Below are 19,834 nucleotides of genomic sequence, written 5' to 3'. Positions count from 1 at the left end.
GCGGACATCGGCCGATTCGGCCAATTCGGCCGATACCGAACGCATATCGCACCCATCTCATGAAAACCCACGAAGGAGCCCGTCCATGACCGCTGATGGCACAGAGACCACCGGGAGCCCCACGACCCCTGACAGCCCTGACAGCCCCGGCTCTCTTCAGCTCTCGGCCCTCGATCTCAAGGCGATCGCCGTGGCCAAGGCGCTGGCGGCGGACGCCGTCGAGAAGGCCGGCTCCGGCCATCCCGGCACTGCCATCTCCCTGGCCCCGGCGGCCCACCTGCTGTACCAGCACGAGCTGGTCGCCGACCCGGCCGACGCCCAGTGGCTGGGGCGCGACCGCTTCGTGCTGTCGGCGGGGCACGCCTCGGTGCTGCAGTACATCCAGCTGGTGATGGCCGGCTACGGCCTGGAGGTCTCCGACCTTCAGGCGCTGCGCACCGCGGGCTCGCTGACGCCGGGGCATCCGGAGTTCGGCCACACCAAGGGCGTGGAGACCACCACCGGCCCCCTGGGGGCCGGCTTCTCCAATGCGGTCGGCATGGCCATGGCCGCCCGCTACGAGCGCGGACTGCTGGACCCCGACGCCCCCGCGGGCGAATCGATCTTCGATCATTTCGTCTACACCGTCCTGGGCGACGGCTGCATGCAGGAGGGCGTCGCCGCCGAGGCCGCCTCCCTGGCCGGCACCCAACAGCTGGGCAACCTCATCGCCATCTACGACGACAACGACATCTCCATCGAGGGCAACACCGACATCGCCTTCGCCGAGGACCCCTCGGCCCGCTTCGAGGCCTACGGCTGGCAGGTCCTCGACGTCGACTGGACCGCCGGCGGCGAGTACCGCGAGGACCTGACGGCCCTGCACGAGGCGCTGGTGAAGGCCCGCGCCGAGACCTCCAGGCCGTCCCTGATCCGCCTGCACACGATCATCGCCTGGCCGGCACCCACCAAGCAGGGCCAGGAGTCCAGCCACGGCGCGGCACTGGGCGCCGAGGAGGTCGCCGGGCTCAAGAAGGCGCTCGGCCTGGACCCCGACGCCCTCTTCCAGACCGACGGCGTGCTGGACCGCACCCGCGCCCGCGCCGCCGAGCGGGCCGCGGCCGCCCGCGCCGACTGGGACGCCCACTACCAGGCCTGGCGGACCGCGAACCCGGAGAGGGCCGCGCTGCTGGACCGGCTGCTGGCCGAGGAGCCGCCCACGGGACTCGATGCGGCCCTGCCCGCCTGGGAGGTCGGGGCATCAGTGGCCACTCGCAGCGCCTCGGGCGCGGTGCTCACCGCCCTGGCGCCCGCCGTCCCCGAGCTGTGGGGAGGATCGGCCGACCTGGGCGGCTCCAACAAGACCACCATGGTCGGCGAGCCCTCCTTCCTGCCCGCCGGGCTCGCCCAGAAGGAGGGGGACGGCCCCTACGGCCGCATGATCCACTTCGGGGTGCGCGAGCACGCCATGGGCGGGGTCCTCAATGGCATCGCGCTGGACGGCCTGACCCGCGCCTACGGCGGCACCTTCCTGGTCTTCGCGGACTACATGCGCCCCGCCGCCCGTCTGGCCGCGCTGATGGGGATCGGCTCGATCTTCGTGTGGTCCCACGACTCGATCGGCGTGGGCGAGGACGGACCCACCCACCAGCCCATCGAGCACCTGGCCTCCCTGCGCGCGATCCCGGGCCTCGACGTCGTCCGCCCCGCCGATGCCAACGAGACCGCCGCCGCCTGGGCCCAGGTCCTGCGGCGCCACCACGCACCGGCCGGCCTCGTCCTGTCACGCCAGAACCTACCCGTCCTGGCCTCGGCCGATGCCGCCGCCGAGGGCGTGCGCCGAGGCGCCTACGTCCTGGCCGAGGCCGTCGGCGCCGACGGCGAGCCCGCCGCCCCGGCCGTGACCATCATCGCCACCGGATCCGAGGTGTCGGTCGCCGCGGACGCCCGCGCCGTCCTCCAGGCCGAGGGCACGCCCACCCGCGTCGTCTCGGCCCCCTGCCTGGAGTGGTTCGACGCCCAGGACGAGGCCTACCGCGCCTCGGTCCTGCCCGAGGACTCCCTCACGGTCTCCGTGGAAGCCGGCATCGCCATGGGCTGGCGCGAGCGCGTCGGCGACGCCGGGGTGATCGTCTCGGTCGACCACTTCGGCGCCTCCGCCCCGGCCGCGGAGCTCTTCGCCGAGTACGGCTTCACCGGCGACGCCGTCGCCGCCAGGGTGCGCCGGGCCCTCGCGCAGGCCTGAGCCCGCTCCGACTGCCCCGGCCCCCTCCGCCAGCGGAGGGGGCCGGGGCCGTTCTCGCCTGCATCGATGTCGATGTCGATGAGCTTGTGCTCCAGTCGCACCCGCCCGAGGCGATGACGCCGCTACCGACGCCGACACTGAGCATCCTCGGATGTGAACATGAGTTCACATCCCGGCCACCTCTCCCGGAGACCGATTCGACGGAACCCACCCCGAGCGAGCCCCGGATTCACCTAATAGGTTCCTAATAGATTCACGGAGTAAGTCGAGAGGACATACCGCCGACCACCCGCACCACCATACGAACCGAGCAACTAAGGCGCACATCCGTTCATCGCAGCCGACGTCACATGGAATCGAGCCCGGCACAGTGGAACGCGTCAGGCCCTGTCACCGGAGCCCGCCTGCCGGGCGGGCGTCGTCGTGACGAGACAAGAGAGGATGGTGCCCGAGTTGCCCGAGCTGCCCCGACTTTCCGAATTGCCAGATCTGGCCGAGTCATCCGAGCCGATCGTCCTGTCCGAATTGGATGCCGAGGTGCGCGAGGCGGTGGCCGCAACCCGCCGGAAGGTGGCGGCGCTGCACGCCGAGCTGCCCCGTTGGGGTCTGGTGGTGTGGACCGCCGGCAACGTCTCGGAGCGCGTCACCCTCACTCGCAATGGTGAAACCGTGAAGACCGACCTGTTCGTCATCAAGCCCTCGGGCGTCTCCTATGACGAGCTGGCCGCCGACACCATGGTCGTGTGCACCCTGGACGGCAACAAGATCGACGACGGCACACCGGCATCGCTCACCCCGTCATCGGATACTGCCGCCCACGCCTACGTCTACCGGCACATGGACGGCGTCGGGGGCGTGGTCCACACCCATTCCACCTATGCCACCGCCTGGGCCGCGCGCCGTGAGCCCATCCCCTGCGCCCTGACCATGATGGGCGACGAATTCGGGGGCCCCATCCCCGTCGGCCCCTTCGCACTCATCGGCGACGACTCCATTGGGCGCGGCATCGTGGAGACCCTGTCCGGCTCGAAGTCTCCGGCCGTGCTCATGGCCAACCACGGCCCCTTCACCATCGGGCGCGATGCCCGCGCCACCGTCAAGGCCGCCGTCATGTGCGAGGAGGTCGCCCGCACCGTTCATATCGCCCGCGCCGACGGCGAGATCACGCTGATCGACCAGGACCTGGTCGATCGGCTCAATGATCGCTACCAGAACGTGTACGGGCAGCACTGATCAGCCCTGACCAGCCGACCAACACCAAGAGAATCGAGATCGCCCGGCCCTCGCGACATGCGCTGAATGCATGGTCGCGAGGGCCGGGCGCTGGTGCCGATGCGGAACCGGACCGATCTCGAGCCGGAACTCGACCGATCTCGGCGCGGAAGCGGACCGATCTCGAGCCGGAGTACGACCGATCTCGGCGACGTGCGGAGAGGTCAGATGTCCTCCAGAGAGGCTCCCTTGGTCTCACGGGCGAAGAGGTAGATGACGCCTCCGATGAACAGCAGCACCGCGAAGACGACGAAGGGCAGGAAGACCACGTCGGCGCTCAGCTTGCTGCCCCCGATAAGCGCCCCGACGACGTAGGGGCCGACGACCTTGGCGACCGCGCCGATGCCGTATCCCAGCCCCAGGCCGGTCGAGCGGGCCTCGGTGGGGAACTGCTCGCCGCCGAAGGCGTTGAGGATGCCGAAGGCGCCGTCGCCGAACATCATGACGATGAAGATGCCCGCGAAGAACACGTAGCCGGCACTGCCGATCTCGTCCCCATGGACCATCCGGGTCGATAAGGCCGCGATCAGGGCGCCGATACCGCCGATCACGCCGCAGCCGAACATCGTCCAGCGCCGTCCGATCCGATCGGAGATCCATGCCGAGCCCAGGCGCCCCAGCAGGTCGCCCAGAGAGACCAGCATGAACAGGGTCGCGACCGTGCTCGCCTGGAACTTGAAGGACTGTCCCAGCAGCGTCTGCCCCCAGGACTGGACGGTGAAGGAGCCGAGGATGAAGGAGAAGGAGCCCAGCGCCACCACGAGCAGCTGGCGAGGGTACTTGGTGAAGATGACCGAGTATGACGCCGAGGCCTTCTCGGGGATCGGGGGCAGGGCGGCGACCTGCTCCACGGGGATCTCCATCGCCCAGGCGTAGGCCGCCCGGGCCTCCTCCTCGCGTCCCTTGGACTGGAGGAAGCGCGGCGACTCGGGGACGACGCGCGCCCAGGCCAGCAGCACGATGGGCACGCAGCCCACGGCGATCAGGCCGCGCCAGCCCAGGGCATCGCCGAAGTACTTGGTGACCAGGCCGCCGAGGAAGATGCCCGCGGGGATGAAGACGCTCGTCAGGCCCGACAGGAGGCCGCGCTGCTTGGCGGGCACGAATTCCTGGACGAAGGGCACCGAGGTGATGTTCAGACCCCCGACGCCGAAACCGACGCCGGTGCGCAGAACCGCCAGCAGGATCCAGCCGTTGACCGGGGTGAGGGCGGAGGCGGCCGTGAAGACGACGAGGACGACGATGCACCAGATGAAGGCGTGCTTGCGTCCGAAGACGTCGGCCAGCCTGCCCCAGGTGATGGAGCCGAGGACTGTGCCCAGGCCGGCCCCGGCGAGGATGACGCCGGAATGGAAGCCGGTGAGGTTCCAGCCCGGCGCCTCGATCAGCAGATTGACGATGAAGCCGATGAGGAACATGTCGAAGAACTCCGACACGTTGACCACGATGGCCATCCCGATGAGGGACTTCTGGTGACCGGTCAGGCGATGCCCATCGATCTGCTCGGGGGCGGTGAACGCTCCGCCGGATGCAGGCGGCGGGAAGGACGCGGACGAGCCCGTGGTACTAATACTCTTTCTCATACCGACCCTCCAGCCGGTGATCTCACCACCAAGACCCAAGGAAATGAGTAGCCCATGGCCTCTCAGGACAACCCACATTCCAACGGATACTACGTCATGCTAGTCCTCGCAGTGGTGATCGGCGTCGTGCTGGGCATCGGCATCTTCATATGGATCTCCATGAACAGCACCGGCCGCACGCGGATCCCCATCTTTCTGCTCGCCCTCCCCACAATCCTCCTAGTGGGCCTGGTCAAGATAATCGATCGGGCCCTTGTGAATCGTCGACAGTCGCTTCCGGAGCACCAGAACACGGCGCAGACGGCGACGAACCTCTACGGCCAGCCGGGCCCTGCCGCCGAATACGGCCAGCCGGCGCCGCAGGTGGGCGGAGCGGCGCCCTACGGACGGTCTCAGCAGCCTGCGTTCGGGTACGGACAGGCCCAGCAACCCGTGTACGGCTACGGGGCCCAGCCGTCCTCGCCCGGCTACGGGCGGACTCAGCAGGCCAGCGCGCCGGGAAGCGATCCGGGCCACGGCGAGCCGGCCTACGGCTCCTACAGCACCGACGGCTACGGCCAGGCGCCTCGGACAGGCCTACCGACGCCCGACGGACAGAGCGGCTCGTACAACGGATCGCACGGCGGTTGACTCCGCCCGACCCCGCAGAGATCGTGCCGCGTATTCGTGTCGGTGCCGCTCGCTAACCTGACAGCATGGCTTCCACCAGAACCGCTAAGAGCGCCAGGGCGCGCACGGCCTACGTGTGCACGGACTGCGGATGGACCAACCCCAAGTGGCTCGGCCAGTGCCGTGAGTGCAAGGCCTGGGGCACCCTCGAGGAGTTCACAGAGGCCTCTGGAGCCTCCGGCGCCGGCGCCCTGGCGGCGGGCGGACCAGGATCCGGCCCGGTCAGGGCGGTGCACCCGGCCTCCGCGGCCCGTCCCATAGGCGAGGTCAGCGCCGAGGAGGCCCGGGCCCGGCCCACCGGGGTCGGCGAGCTGGACCGGGTGCTGGGCGGCGGGATCGTGCCGGGCGCCGTCGTACTGCTGGCCGGCGAGCCGGGGGTGGGCAAATCCACCCTCCTGCTCGATGTGGCCGCCAAGGCCGCGCACACCACGAAGGAGCGCGACGACGGCCCCGTCCTCTACGTCACCGGGGAGGAGTCCGCGAGTCAGGTGCGACTGCGGGCCGAGCGCATCGACGCGATCGATCCGGCCCTGCTGCTCGCCGCTGAGAGCGAGTTGGGGGCACTGCTCGGTCATGTGGAGGCGGCCTCGCCCTCACTCCTCGTGGTCGACTCGGTACAGACCATCGCCTCAGCGCAGACCGAGGGATCGGCCGGCGGCGTGACGCAGGTGCGAGCGGTCGCGGGAGCACTGATCGCCGTGGCCAAGGAGCGCGGCATTCCGGTGCTCCTGGTCGGCCATGTCACCAAGGACGGAGGTATTGCGGGTCCGCGCGTGCTCGAGCACCTGGTCGATGTCGTCTGCCAGTTCGAGGGTGATCGCCATGCCCGTCTGCGCCTGCTGCGCGCGGTGAAGAACCGCTACGGCCCGACGGACGAAGTCGGCTGCTTCGATCTGGGTGAGCGCGGCATCGTGGGCCTGGCCGACCCCTCGGGCCTGTTCCTGTCCGCGGCGCGCTCGGAGGTGCCGGGCACCTGCGCGACGGTCACCCTGGAGGGGCGCCGTCCCATGCCCGTCGAGATCCAAGCGCTGGTGGCGGGCAGCGCCGCAGGCTCTCCGCGACGCACCACGTCAGGTGTGGATCACTCCCGCGTGGCCATGGCGCTGGCCGTGCTCACGGCGCGCATGCGCGTGGACACCTCCGGCTCGGACGTCTACGTCTCCACGGTGGGAGGCGCCCGCGCGGTCGAGCCCGCCACGGACCTGGCGGTGGCGCTGGCCGTGGTCAGTGCGGCCCGCAATCTGCCCACCCCCGCGGGGCTGGTCGCCTTCGGGGAGGTCGGCCTGACCGGGGAGGTCCGGGCCACAGTCGGCATCCAGCGGCGCCTGGCCGAGGCCGCGCGCCTGGGTTTCGATCAGGCCATCGTGCCCCTGGCGGGATCTCAGGAACTGCGGTCCGTCGCCGGCGTGCAGGTGCTGCCGGTGGGCCATGTGGGCGAGGCCGTCGGAGCGGCCCTGCCCCGCGGCTGACGCACTGCACAACTGCACAGCAGCATTCGCAGGCTGCCAGCCGCGGATGGGCGGTGACGGAATGGACGATAACAGCAGCACTGGGCGCCGTGCGCTCGTTGCTCTCGCGCCCCATGCGCATCCCGCACTCATCCCGCACGTATCTCGGCCCGTATCCCGCCGGTACTGGCCCTCTGAGCAGACCCGCTCAGGACTGCTCAGAGCTTTTCAGGGCCGATCAGGGCTGCGCGCGATGCGCCTCACTGCAGTCGCGCGGGTACACCGATACGATGACATCACCTCGCCTTGGGGCGCCGACCGACGCCCCGTCCCCCTCCCCGCCTGGAGACATGAATGACTGAGCCGACCGGCAAGCCCGGCAGTCCGCTGCGCGAGACCCTGGCACTCGTCGCGCCCGGTACCGTGCTGCGCGATGGCCTGGAGCGCATCCTGCGCGGACGCACCGGAGCGATCATCGTGCTGGGCTATGACGAGATGGTGGAGTCGATCTCCTCGGGGGGCTTCAATCTCGACGTCGAGCTCTCCGCCGCGAGACTGCGCGAGCTGGCCAAGATGGACGGCGGCGTCGTCGTGGACCGCACCGCGGGGCGCATCCGACGCGCCAACGTCCAGCTCCTCCCCCACGCCTCCATCGAGACCGCGGAGGCCGGGATGCGCCACCGCACGGCGGAGCGCGTGGCCCGCCAGACCGGCTACCCGGTGATCTCGGTGAGCCAGTCCATGCGGATCATCTCCCTGTACGTGGACGGCAAGCGCCACGTCATCGAGCCCAGTGAGGCGATCCTGGCCCGAGCCAACCAGGCACTGGCCACCCTGGAGCGTTACAAGGCGCGCCTGGACGAGACCTCGGCCGGTCTGGACGCCCTCGAGATCGAGGACCTCGTCACCGTCCGCGAAGTCACCTCGGTCCTCCAACTGCTCGAGATGGTGCGCCGCATCGCCTCGGATATCGACGGCTACGTCATCGAGCTCGGCACCGATGGGCGCCTGCTGGCCCTCCAGCTCGAGGAGCTCACGCGCGGTCTCATGGCCGAGCGCGATTTCCTGCTGTCCGATTACCTGCCGATCGGTCTGGACAGGGACGCCGTGGACGCCCGGCTCAAGTGGGTCGGCTCCCCCGCCCTGCTCGACATGGCGATGGTCGCCCGCTCCATGGGGATCGGGGGCGATGACGGGCAGGACCTCGACGCCTCGATCTCACCACGCGGAATGAGGATTCTGGCGAAGATCCCGCGCCTGTCGCTGTCAGCGGCGCGCACGATCGTGGGCACCTGGGGGTCGCTCCAGGCGATTCTCGGCGCCACGGTCGAGGAGCTTCAGGCCGTCGACGGCGTGGATGCGGGCCAGGCGCGGACCCTGCGCGACGGGCTCTCCCGCCTGGCGGAGGTCTCCATCGTCGACCGCTACGCGTGAGGACTGCATACCGGCGGGGCCGGCGGGTCTAGTCGGGTCTGATGAGGCTGACAGGCTTTTCTCACCCACGTCCTCGCTGAGCCCTCACTGAGTTCTCACTGGATGAGGAAGACCTGCTCGCCGGTGACGTCGGTCCCGTTGAGCTGGAGGTGGAGCCGGTAGGTGCCGGACGCAGCCACGTTCGGGTTGACGGGCGACGGACTGGGCGACACGCTGGCCCCGGGACTCGCCGAAGGGTCCTGCGCGGCAGTCGTCTCCGGGGACGGCGTCGGGTCCGGGGCCGGCTCCGACGGCGAGCATCCCGCAGCCGTGGACATACCGCTCCATGTCAGGGAGGCGTGGGCGGACTCCCCGACATCGACGAGCAGGGGCCGCTCGGTGGGCTCGGCGGGGCAGGTCGTGGATGTCCACACGGTCTGATCGCCCGAGTTGATGACCGCCCCCAGGGAAGCGCCGCCGATGTCGAGCAGACAGGCGTCACCGCCCTCGTTCGTGAGCGTGGCCTCAATGCTCATACCGGCGCCGACGGTGGTCTCCTTGGGGGCGTCCACGGCGACGTTGAGCTGTGCGGCATCGCAGGCGACCGGGTTGGGGTAGACGGTGCGCACGGAGCTGGCGGCCTCGGCGTCGTCCTGGCTGCGGATGGTGGCACGGACCCAGGTGGCGCTGGCGATCATGGCGTAGGCGATAGCGCCGATGATGCCCAGGACGACGGCGATGACCAGAAGCCAGCGCAGCCAGTACCGCGGCCGGGGCGGGAGGCTGGTCGCCGCGCGGCGCAGCCGGGCGCCGGTGGGGCGGCCGGGCGCCCCCGCCGCGGAGCGGGCGGAGCCAGCGCCCTTCGTGTTCCGCCACGCGGCGGCTGCGCGGCGGCGCACACCGGAACGCGATGGGCGCCCGTCCTGGGTGGTCACGGTGCGCGAGCGCTGAGCCGTGCCCTGCGCGGCCTGCCGGGAGGCGGAGCGCGGCCTTTCGGTGGTTCCGGCGGTTCTGTCGGTGGTTTGACGAGCGGCGGCGGAGGGCTTGCCGGGAGCCGGGGAAGTCGTGCCGGGCGTCTGCGGGCGGGTCTCTTTCGCCGGTCGCTGCCCCTTGCGCGGGCGAGCACCGGCCGTTGGAGAGGCGGCCTTGGCCGGCTGAGTCCCCTTAGTCTCCCTGGTCTCCCTGGATCCTCTGGCGGTCCCCTTGGTCCCTTTGCCCGGGCGGCCCGCGTCCACAGAACGCTTGGTCTTGCCCGCGGGCGCGCCGCCCGCCGGGCGCGGGGTCCCGGAGGCGCGGGCGCTCGAGGTGGAACGGTGCGCGCGGCCGGAGCCCGCGCCGGAGGACGACCGGGCGGCGCCCGTTCGACGCTTCTTCTTGCGCGGCGGAGTGCCGCCTCCCTTTCGTCCCTTTGCCATACGAACGACTGTACCGGTGCTACCCGCTCCGTCCTGCTCGCCCCCGCCGAAGCGAAGTGAAGTTTTCGCAGAAGCTCCGCAGCCGCGGGCAGCACGCCTCGCTGAGCCGCATTCCTCGCTGCTCTCCGACTCAGATGGAAGCGCGCATGAGGGCGCGGACACAGGTCAGGCCGGCATCGGTGGCCAGCTCGTCGCGCAGCTCGGGATGGTCGGAGTAGACGTCGATCACGTGCTGGAGCTGGGCGTACCCCGTAGTGAACGCGTCTATGGGCAGGCGGGCCAGACCGGCATCAGGATCGAGAAGATGGCCGATGAGTATGTGGCCTGATCGTGTGGAGGCGCCGACGACGCAGGGGCGGCCGTCCCACCGGAATACTGTTTCGTGCCGGGTTCCCGGCGCGATGCGGAAGTCTTCGGGAGTGAGGATGATTTCCGGGCCCGAGTGCGGTCGTCCGGTGTTGCGCCAGACTGTCAGGGCCAAGGCGAAGCACACGGCTGCGGCGAGTACGGAGGGGATGCGGAACTGCTCCTCGGAGGGGCGGGCGGTGACGGTAAGTGCGAAGCAGACGAATGAAATGAGAGCGAGTGTTCCTGCGCCGAGGCGCGTGAGTAGCGGGGCGAGCCAGAAGGATGGCAGCTCGATGCCGTTGCGGCCGGTGGCCCAGTGCCGATCGGCACGGTCCAAGGGGATCTGGAAGACCCGCAGGACGGCGGCCCGCAGCAGCATGAGGATGAAAACGACGACGAGGAGGGCGATCATTGTCGTCTCCCGGCCGCTGATGGCGATCGCTACGAGGCCGGCGAGAGCCCCGAGTGCCCACAGGATGGCGCGACGAGGAGCACCGGATCTTCTGCGGTCAGCCGCCTCGCAGTCGAGGGTCCGGGGCGCCTGCGGTTCTGGCCGCATGGGTGGCGTGGGCCGCAGAGTCCTCTCGATCCGCCAGACGGGAGTGCGCATGAGGGCGCGGACGCGAGTCAGGCCGGCGTCGTCGGCGAGCTCGCGGCGCAGCTCGGGGTGGGTGGTGTAGAACTCGACTACTCGTTGGAGCTGGACGTAGCCCAGGGGAATGGGGGCCATGCGAACCGCAGTGAGTGCGGACCCGGAGGCGGTCAGGATGAGGGCGGAGCCTGATCTGGAGGCGCCGACGACGCGAGGGCCGTCCTGCCACATGAATGCGTTCTCGTGGCGGGTGCCCGGCGACACGCGGAACCCCTCGGGGGTGAGAGTGATCCCCGCTCCCAGGCGCGGCCGCGGGGTCCTCGACCAGATCACGACTGCGATCACGAGACAGGCCGTCGCAATGCAGAGAGACTGAACAGGATAATCCTCATCAATAGACCGATCAGAAAGAACAAGATAATAAACAAGAAGACCAAGCAGGGCGAAGAGCAGCGCACCGATCTGTCTAGCCAGAGGGAACGGCCAGAACCCGGGCAACGCGATTCCTCCCGCATCTCGCACCCAGCGCCGAGGCGCTCGCGCTATCGGAATATCGACCATCCAGAGAATCGGCACATGAAGCAGAATTATAAGAATAATAGCAGGACACAATAACGTGAGCGCAGTATTCTGACCGGCGGTATCATATGTGAACAGGGGAAGCGCGGCGATTATGATATAGAGCAGGATGCGTAGAGGGGCGTTGGCGTTCTTGCGATCCGCCTTCTCGCAACTAAGGGCTCCGGACGGCACCGGCGGCCGAGACGCCTCTGAAAGAGGTTCCAGATCAGAGCTTTCCCGGGCATCGGGAGGGATCGGCCGGTCATTCATTGCAGGCGGGACGATATCGGCGGAGACGAGCGTCTCGTGCGGTTCGCGCTCGTGTCCCGCGGAAAATTCTGAGGAGCTGATGGGCGGCAGCTCCTCCTCGACCCGCCAGATCGGGGTGTACATGAGGAGGCGGACACGCTCCAGGCCGGCGTCGGTGGCGAGCTCGTCGCGCAGCTCGGGGTGGGCGGAGTAGAACTCGACCACCCGCTGGAGCTGGACGTAGCCGAGCGGGATGGGGACTATGGGAAAGCTCGCCGGGCGGCCTCGGCTCCTGGTGATTACGGCACGTGGAAAATGACGGCCGAGTCGCCCCTCGACGACAGGATCCAGTTCCCAGGGAATGTATTCGCGATGACGACCACCCGGCCACAGCCACATTCCATTGGGCTCAAGGATCAGCTCAGGATTTCGCGGAGGATTCACCGGCATGAACGCCCACATGAGCACGGCGGCGGCGAGCAGTCCTAGAGCGAGCCGCATCGACCTGGTTACGTCGGAATGGATGGCGCCTGGAGGAAATGGCATCCGCAATGCGAGCGCAACACCGATCGTGAGCGTCAGAGGGGGCATCTGCTCCCACAGGAGGAAGCCCCAGCACGGCCCGAATTCGACTGCGCCGTCGCCCCGACGCCACCGGCTGGGAGATTCACGAATCCGGCTGCACAGTACGAACCTTCCCGCACCAGATAGAACCAGGCTCAGGCCCGCCGAAACGACCAAGACGACATTCGGCGTGATCGAGTACACGAACGCGAGGAGGATGAAGCCCAGCATCATACTACCGCCGATCACCACCCCCACCCACGCCTCAATCCTCCGATCACGGTCAGCGCGATCGCAGGTGTAGACCTTCCGCGTTGGCGCCTGGCGCCAACCAGCATCGACGTCGATCACAGCATCTTCCAGCTATCCTTGACCCAGTCTGCGGCGTCGCCGACGCCTTCGGTCAAGGACTCCCATCCGTCCGCCACCGTATCAGCAGTCCAGTCCTTGGCATCGACAAGACCTTCGTCGATCTTATCCCGAGTCTCTTGCGACACCCATGTTTCATACGCATAGCTAGTACCTGCTGCGACTGCAGGACCCACCACGACGCCAGCAGGGCCGGCCATCTCTCCGGCGATCGCCCCAGTAGTAGCCGTTAGAATTGTTTCACTAGGCGACTCGCCATTAGCAAGATCGGCGCCCGCGAAGCCGAGAGTGATCGCAACACTCCCGAAATCTCTTGCGAACTTTCCGAAGCCCTCTATGGTGTCGGCAGTTTTACTGAGCTTACCGGAGTCACCTTTGCCTCTTTTCTTGCTGATAGCCGTATCGCTCGGCCGCGCACTGCGCGCATGAACTTGTGGATTTTTCGATGAGTCTTGTGCCGCCCTTATAGCCGCCTGTTCGGCTGCGCTTCGCAAAATATTGACCGTGGGAATATAATTGTTGTTCACTAGAGTGCCGTAACCTGCATCAAGACAGGACGCGAGAAGTGCTTTTACGCCGGTTATAGCGGAATTGTCGAGGACATCGGACTCCGTGGTCACGAGGTTCTCATCGATCCAGTCATTGAGTTTGACAAAAGTTGCGTTAACCTTAGTGCGAACCTTCTCGAAATGCGTCACCTTACGACAGTACGCGTCATAGGCTTCGTCCGCCTCATACCATGCGTTCTTCTCATCCTTGGTGGCACCCTTAGGAAGATCCCCTGGGTCAGAAACAGCTTCGGGGTAGTGGATAATATTGCCATCCACGTCCAGATCATAACCCCTCGCAATTTCGAGGTGATCGTTCATATCGTCCTTGCGCCAGGAGAGCTGGTCGGCGAAGGATCGGACGGTATCGGCGGCGCTTTTAGCACGATTATAGGCGTCGTCGGCAGCAGTTGATAGATCGTTGGAGAAGGCTGTCACAGCCGAGGCCAGCTCGCCAGACAGACTGCCATTCGCCTGAGTGGCGTTATTGGTGAACATTAGCCTGCCATCACGGAGATTATCCCGCAGGTCCTCCAGCCAGGAGGCGGCTCCATCAACGGACTCCACACTTCCGGGAATCGTCACATCGATATCGCCCGAACCTGCAGAGGCGTCGTCACTCATGGCATCTCCTGTTCCATCCTGCGGAAGGTCTGAGCCGCGTCTTCATCAACGCCAGTAACCAGGTCGATCGCAGACTCCATATTCTCTCCGCCCAGCGCCGCGGCCTGGGCCAGCGTGCCGGTGTCGTCCGCCAGCTGGGCGATCATATTCTCAATGTACTGCGTACCTTCGCCGCCATCGACCTCGGACGGAATAGTGCTCGCATCCTCTTCCAGGTCGTGCTGCGCAGTGTAGAAACGCGCCTTGATGTATGTTGCGGCATCGTACTCGAATTGGAGATCACTGCTCATCTGCTGCCTCACCCTTTGCCTGGCGCCACAGCTCGCGCGGCATTGGCACATCCAGATAAATCACGTCGTAAGACTGAACTCCGCCCAGCTCGTCCAGCTGCTCCGTGCGGTACAGCACCCACGGCTGGTACGGTCCCATACATGTCGCCAAACGGTCCAGAGCCGTGTAGGCCAGCAGCGCTACACGGCCATCGCGCATATGACGCAGCTCGACCTCAGCACCCCACTTGCTAGAGGCGCCGGTGGAGGGCAGGTACAGTACGGGCGGGATAATCGGGTGCTTGTCGGTCTCGGTCGTATGTACAGGGGCAGACGATATACTTGCAGGTTATGCAACTCTCCGCAGCATGTCCAGGGGCCAACGAGCAGCAGCTTCCGATCAGGCGCCCCACCCACAGCGTCGTGCTCAGGAGCGCCCCAGAACTACCTTCCTCTCCCTCTTACAATGACGAGGCCACAGTCCGACGACACCACGAGCTCCGTGACGAGGAACCATCCACCTTCTGACTCGGTCTGTGCGTGTTCGACATCGAGAATACTGTCAGCCTTATCCTCAGGAACGGCATTAAAAGCACAGTCTTCAGGAACGTATTGCTGCAGATCGGAGTAGATCGCCGGCAGCAGACCCGCGAGACCGGACGAAGCCTCCTGAAGAGCGCCAGCGCTATCGGGTTCCACGCTGACAACGGCGTGAAACCAGTACCTGGGATCCTGATCGGGAAGCACCTCGCGCGGCTTCTCCTCCCGCTGGCCCACCCAGTGAGCGGCCGAAGCGTGAAGACCGGGCATACGTCTAGTGGTCACAGCCTCAAGATCCGTCTTGACCTCCAGCTTCTCGGGAACGTACTCACTGAATTCGGCGAAACGCTTGTCCTTGGGCTTCCCACCCCAGGGCAGAGAACACCCTGTCACAGCTAACACAGCACACATCATTGTCCCGATAAGAGCACGCCGCCCCCGATTCCCCATTGTGTCTCTCCTTATTCACCCGGATTCACCCGGATTCACCCGGATTCACCCGGATTCACCCGGCGACGCGACAGACGTAGACAAGTCTGTCGGCAACGGCAACGGCAACGGCAACGGCAACGGCACCATATTTATGCGAACAGGGCCTACAGTCAGGATTAATATTTCTTATACTTCCGTCCATCGGGATACCAGTTCACCGGATCATTCCGAGAGATATCATCATTGGAGTCTTTCTTCGGATCAATCCCGGCCTCTGCTCGCGGCTGCCGAACGCCGTCATCACCCCCCTCGCCAGTCGCCCCGATCTCTGGATCCGTCGCGGCCCGAACTTTGCCCGTCTTCGGAAGTGCCTGCGTCGCTCGCGATCTGAGGCGGCTCCTCCCCGACCTTCCAGGTGAACGTTCGCGTCAAAGAACCACCGGAACGGTGAGCCGGTCCTCCGCCGCGGGCGAGACGACGAGCGAAGACAAGTCCGTCTCACTGTCCGGAGTCAACGACACTGCGGTGCCGCCGACCAGGTCCAGAACGACGGCTTCTTGTCACCCGCCATCAATCTGCTCTGCCTACTGGGTAGGGGGCGCCCAGGCCAGCTGAAGCGCCTGGACCCCATGATCGCGGCTGATGAGGCGCGCCCGTCCCGGCGGCCCGGGAATCGGCTTCTGCCGCCCGAGCAGCGGCCCTTCGTCGGGACTTCCGGGCAGCATGATGCCGGGCGTCGACAGATCATTGAGCGTCTGGGTGATGGGCTCGAACATGGCGCGGCTGGCACCCCCGATGCGCCGGGTCAGGATCAGGTGGAGCCCGAGATCCTGCGATTGCGCGAGCAGCGGCTGCAGGGGAAGCAGTGGGTTGGCGGTCTGCTGGCCCGAGGACAGCAGGTCGTAGTCGTCCACGAGAACGTAGACGTCCGGCCCGTGCCACCACGACCTGCGGCGCAACTGCTCCGGCGTCACATCGGGACCGGGCATGCGGGCCTTGAGGAAATTAGCGAGATCGTTGGCCTCCCGAGCCGCCTCCTCGCGGACCGTGACATAGGTGAGGAGATGCTCGGAGGGAAGCTCGCCGAGCAGGGAGCGGCGCAGGTCGATCGCCACCATGCGGACCTCGTCCGTCGAGTGCCCGCGGCACAGCTCGTTGCCGAGCGCCCGCAGGAAGGCGGACTTGCCCGTCTTGGCGTCGCCCAGGACGAGAAGGTGCGGATCGTGACTCATGTCGAGGCGCACGGGCTCAAGACGCGCCTCGTTGATCCCGATGACCGGGTCGCCGCCCGGCGGCACCTGCTCCTGAAGGGTCGTCAGATCGATGCGCGTGGGCAGTAGGCGCAGCTTGGGCCCCTGCGGACCGGTCCAGGCCTCGGCGATCGTGCGGCAAGCGTTGTTGACGCCACTGGCCAGCGTCGAGGGATCATGGTCGCCGTCCGTGCGCGGCGTGGCCAGCAGCATGTGCCGCGCCTTCGGATCCAGCCCGCGCCCGGGCCTGCCGGTGGGAACCTCGCGCGCGATCTTCCGGTTGATCTCGGAGTCCGTCGGGTCGCCCAGTCGCAGCTCGATCCGGGTGGCGAACATGTCCTTAATGGTCATGCGCATATCGGTCCAGCGCCCCGTGGCGACGACGATGTGCACGCCCAGGGCGAGGGCGCGCGGTGCGATAGCCATGAGCTTGTCGGTGACCTGCTCGAAATCGGTCTTGAGCGTGGACCAGCCGTCGACGATGAGGAAGACGTCGCCGTACCCGTCGTCAATGCGGCCCGCCGCCCGCTCACGGCGGTAGGTCTGGATCGAATCGATGCGGTTGGCTTTGAAGAAGCGCTCACGATCGTCCAGCAGGGCCGATACCTCGGCCATGATGCGGGCGACGATGTCGGGCTCGTCACGGGTGGCGACGCCGGCCAGGTGCGGCAGATCGAGCATGGTCGCGAAGGTGCCGCCGCCCAGGTCGATGACATAGATCTGCACCTCCGTCGGCGTACGCGTCAGGGCCAGTCCCATCACCAGGGAGCGCAGTGCCGTCGACTTGCCGCTGAGCGGACCGCCGATGACGGCGACGTGACCGCCGGAGCCCGACAGATCGACGCTGTAGAGCTCGCGGCGCTGCTCCAGGGGCACGTCGGTGATGCCCATGGGCACCACCAGGTCGCCGCGAGCGCGCCATGATGGGGACACCAGCCCCAGCTTCGGATCCACGCCGAGGTCGCCCAGCAGCGAATCGAAGGTCTCGCTGACCTCCAGGGGCGGCAGCCAGATCTGGTGTGCGGGCGTGCCGTGTCCGGCCATTCGCGCCACGGCGATGTCCATCGTCACCATCTCGGCGTACTCGGCATCCTGGGGAAGAGACGGCTGGGCGGATTCCGCTGCCGGGTCCAGGACGACCTCCTCCTCTTCCTCAACCGGCGGCGGGGCCGCCTGGCCGCGAACCGGGAGCGCGGAGAACGGCACGACTCGGGGAGCACGCGCCCGCTCGGCGGAGTTCCGGGCAGCCGCCGCAGCTGCAGGAGCAGCCGTCAGGGCGGCGCGCGTCGGGGGTGGACCCGCCACATAGCATGACCGGAAGCGCGTCATGTCGCGCGTGCCGCTCTTGAGGTAGCCGCTGCCGGGATAGGGCGGCAGGTCGTAGGCGTCGGCGACCCCCAGGACGATGCGCGACTCGGCCGAGGAGAAGGTGCGCAGACCGATCCGGTAGGACAGATGCGACTCCAGACCGTGAAGACGCCCCTCCTCCAGACGCTGCGAAGACAGCAGGAGGTGAATCTGCATCGAGCGCCCCAGGCGTCCGATGGCGACGAACACCTCAATGAAGTCCGGTTTGGCAGACAACAGCTCTGAGAATTCGTCGAGAATGACGAACAGGGCGGGAAGCGGCTCGCCGTTGTGCTTGCCGGCGCGGCGTGCCTCCTCATAATCGGTGACGTTGGCGTAGTTGCCGGCGTCGCGGAGTATCTCCTGGCGGCGCGTCATCTCTCCGCGCAGGGCCTCCTCCATACGGTCGACCAGTCCCAGCTCGCTCTCCAGGTTGGAGATCATGGCGGACACGTGCGGGAGCTCCGACATGCCCGCGAAGGTGGCACCGCCCTTGAAGTCGACGAGCACGAAGTTGAGCTGGTCGGGCGGGTGGGTCAGCGCCAGCGCGAGCACGAGAGTGCGCAGAACCTCGGACTTGCCCGATCCGGTCGCGCCCACGAGCAGACCGTGCGGGCCCATACCGCTCTCAGCAGACTCCTTGATATCCAGCACCACCGGAGCGCCTTCGGGCGTGACCGCGAAAGGAACTCGCAGCCGGTCCCGCCCCGACCGGCGTCGCCAATCGCTGTCCGGGTTGAAGTCGCGCACGTCCCCGAGCTCGAGGAGGTTGAGAAGATCTGCCGAGCGCTTCGGATCCGGCGTGCCGACAGGGGCACTGCTGACCGCGGTCTCCCCTGAGACGCTGAATCGCGCGGACAGGTGCCTCACCACCGCCTCAGCAGTCGCGATGTCCATGGTGTCGGCCACGGCGAGGGCAGGATCCTCCCCGGCCCGCACGACCTCCATCGGCGTGGCGTGAGTCAGGGTCGAGGCAGGGTGCAGCAGCACACGCAGCGTCGACAGCGAGGTCAGCGGCCCCCATCTCTCGGGCAGGTCGATCACGGTGACACCATTGAGGCCACCGCTGGACGCGATGGGGGACCCGGGCGGAACCCACCCGCCATCGACCACCACGACGATGGACGGCACGGGAGCATCGGTGGCATTGGAGGAGAAGGCCCCACGATTCTCAAGACCCTCAGGAAGCAGCCCCGCCACCTCCTCCCACGACAGACCGATCATGCGCGCCGGGCCGGCATCATCCTCGACCGAGTCCGACCAGGCGTGGGGCGCCCACTTGAGCCATTCCCACTGCTCGAGAGTCTCCCCGGAGGCCACCACGGCCACACGCAGACGGCTCGGCGGCGTCATGGACATCAGGTGCACCAGCAGCGCCCGTGTGAGCGCGCGAGTCGCTTCGGCCTCTCCAACAACCTCCACACGGGAGTAGTACCTCAGCGAGGTTCCCAACGGCAGCCCGTCAACATCGCGGTGAGTGGCCACGAAGCGCGACATGGCGGACAGGCACACGGGATCAGGCTTGGCCAGGGCGTCGAGTTTCTCCGGTATCAGATCAACGCTCAAGGGCTGAGTGGAGCGGCCCAGCCGGACGAGCATCTCATCGTCCCCGGCGCCTCGCTCCCACACGCGGCGCCCGTCCTTGACGAAGTAGGGCAGGGCTTCCGGCTCAGGCAGAACGTGCACCGCATGACGCCGCTGCCTGCCCGCCATCGTCCGTACCGAGTTGCGCAACTCGGAGAGGTAGGCGAGGTATTCGCGCCGCTGATCCTTGACGCTCTCGCGATGCTGACGAACCTGCCGGTAGATGTTGATGCCGACCATCGACAGCATCGCCACCACCATTCCGCCGCCCAAGAAAAGGGTGCGGTTACCGTTAGAGTTCGACACGGCCATGAAGACCATGACGCCCATCGATCCCGTCAGGGGCAGCACAGTGGCCAGGACGCTCGAGGTGTCCTGCGCCACGACCGCGTCCGGCGGCGCCTTGACGTCTATCGACCCCGATGGGCGCTCGGGGGAGTCTGCGGAGCTCAGCTGGCTGTCGGTCATAAGGCGGCCGGAAACCTTCCGATTCGTCGGCGAGCGGGCCCGCCGACGGCAAGGGCGGCCCGGAT

General features: G+C 67.3%; 13 protein-coding genes. 5 read left to right on the top strand and 8 right to left on the bottom strand.

Annotation, left to right across the window (positions count from 1 at the left end; all coding sequences use genetic code 11):
* Nucleotides 1-85: 85 nt before the first annotated feature.
* On the top strand, nucleotides 86-2,224 hold the full coding sequence (gene tkt, locus W5W_RS0105465) for a transketolase (RefSeq protein ID WP_017194664.1): 2,139 nt from the start codon (nucleotides 86-88) through the stop codon (nucleotides 2,222-2,224).
* A gap of 441 nt (nucleotides 2,225-2,665) precedes the next feature.
* A complete protein-coding gene (locus W5W_RS0105460) occupies nucleotides 2,666-3,457 on the top strand; it encodes an L-ribulose-5-phosphate 4-epimerase (RefSeq protein ID WP_017194663.1) in 792 nt (263 codons plus the stop codon).
* Between the two features lie 203 nt (nucleotides 3,458-3,660).
* On the opposite strand, the gene W5W_RS0105455 is transcribed toward W5W_RS0105460, so the two are convergent.
* Nucleotides 3,661-5,079 (bottom strand): MFS transporter, encoded by a 1,419-nt coding sequence (locus W5W_RS0105455; RefSeq protein WP_017194662.1) that lies wholly within the window; start codon nucleotides 5,077-5,079, stop codon nucleotides 3,661-3,663.
* A gap of 54 nt (nucleotides 5,080-5,133) precedes the next feature.
* On the opposite strand from W5W_RS0105455, the gene W5W_RS0105450 reads away from it, so the two are divergent.
* From W5W_RS0105450 to disA, 3 genes are all read left to right on the top strand, one after another.
* The gene (locus W5W_RS0105450; protein ID WP_008732524.1) at nucleotides 5,134-5,709 is read left to right on the top strand and encodes a signal peptidase II; all 576 of its coding nucleotides are present in this window, start codon (nucleotides 5,134-5,136) and stop codon (nucleotides 5,707-5,709) included.
* Nucleotides 5,710-5,774: 65 nt separating this feature from the next.
* A complete protein-coding gene (gene radA, locus W5W_RS0105445) occupies nucleotides 5,775-7,217 on the top strand; it encodes a DNA repair protein RadA (RefSeq protein ID WP_017194661.1) in 1,443 nt (480 codons plus the stop codon).
* A gap of 333 nt (nucleotides 7,218-7,550) precedes the next feature.
* Nucleotides 7,551-8,630, top strand: coding sequence for a DNA integrity scanning diadenylate cyclase DisA (gene disA, locus W5W_RS0105440; protein WP_008732520.1), 1,080 nt, complete (start codon nucleotides 7,551-7,553; stop codon nucleotides 8,628-8,630).
* A gap of 95 nt (nucleotides 8,631-8,725) precedes the next feature.
* On the opposite strand, the gene W5W_RS15240 is transcribed toward disA, so the two are convergent.
* The 7 genes from W5W_RS15240 to W5W_RS0105405 all read right to left on the bottom strand — a co-directional run bounded on the left by W5W_RS15240 (nucleotide 8,726) and on the right by W5W_RS0105405 (nucleotide 19,769).
* Nucleotides 8,726-10,024 (bottom strand): hypothetical protein, encoded by a 1,299-nt coding sequence (locus W5W_RS15240; RefSeq protein WP_017194660.1) that lies wholly within the window; start codon nucleotides 10,022-10,024, stop codon nucleotides 8,726-8,728.
* A gap of 130 nt (nucleotides 10,025-10,154) precedes the next feature.
* The gene (locus W5W_RS16075; RefSeq protein ID WP_154650252.1) at nucleotides 10,155-11,297 is read right to left on the bottom strand and encodes a hypothetical protein; all 1,143 of its coding nucleotides are present in this window, start codon (nucleotides 11,295-11,297) and stop codon (nucleotides 10,155-10,157) included.
* Between the two features lie 1,388 nt (nucleotides 11,298-12,685).
* Entirely contained in the window at nucleotides 12,686-13,879 is a 1,194-nt protein-coding gene (locus W5W_RS16070; RefSeq protein WP_154650251.1) for a hypothetical protein, read from the bottom strand.
* On the bottom strand, nucleotides 13,876-14,169 hold the full coding sequence (locus tag W5W_RS0105420) for a hypothetical protein (protein WP_017194656.1): 294 nt from the start codon (nucleotides 14,167-14,169) through the stop codon (nucleotides 13,876-13,878). The genes W5W_RS16070 and W5W_RS0105420 overlap by 4 nt, the downstream gene beginning before the upstream one ends.
* On the bottom strand, nucleotides 14,159-14,377 hold the full coding sequence (locus tag W5W_RS16865; RefSeq protein ID WP_338009602.1) for an SAV_915 family protein: 219 nt from the start codon (nucleotides 14,375-14,377) through the stop codon (nucleotides 14,159-14,161). The genes W5W_RS0105420 and W5W_RS16865 overlap by 11 nt, the downstream gene beginning before the upstream one ends.
* Before the next feature lie 215 nt (nucleotides 14,378-14,592).
* A complete protein-coding gene (locus W5W_RS0105410; protein ID WP_238533308.1) occupies nucleotides 14,593-15,099 on the bottom strand; it encodes a hypothetical protein in 507 nt (168 codons plus the stop codon).
* 605 nt (nucleotides 15,100-15,704) lie between these two features.
* On the bottom strand, nucleotides 15,705-19,769 hold the full coding sequence (locus tag W5W_RS0105405; RefSeq protein ID WP_008729704.1) for a type VII secretion protein EccC: 4,065 nt from the start codon (nucleotides 19,767-19,769) through the stop codon (nucleotides 15,705-15,707).
* Between the last annotated feature and the right edge of the window lie 65 nt (nucleotides 19,770-19,834).

This window comes from Actinomyces massiliensis 4401292 (genome assembly GCF_000269805.1).
In the GTDB taxonomy this organism is placed as follows: Bacteria; Actinomycetota; Actinomycetes; order Actinomycetales; family Actinomycetaceae; genus Actinomyces; species Actinomyces massiliensis.
This window is presented reverse-complemented; position numbering and strand designations above follow the sequence as displayed.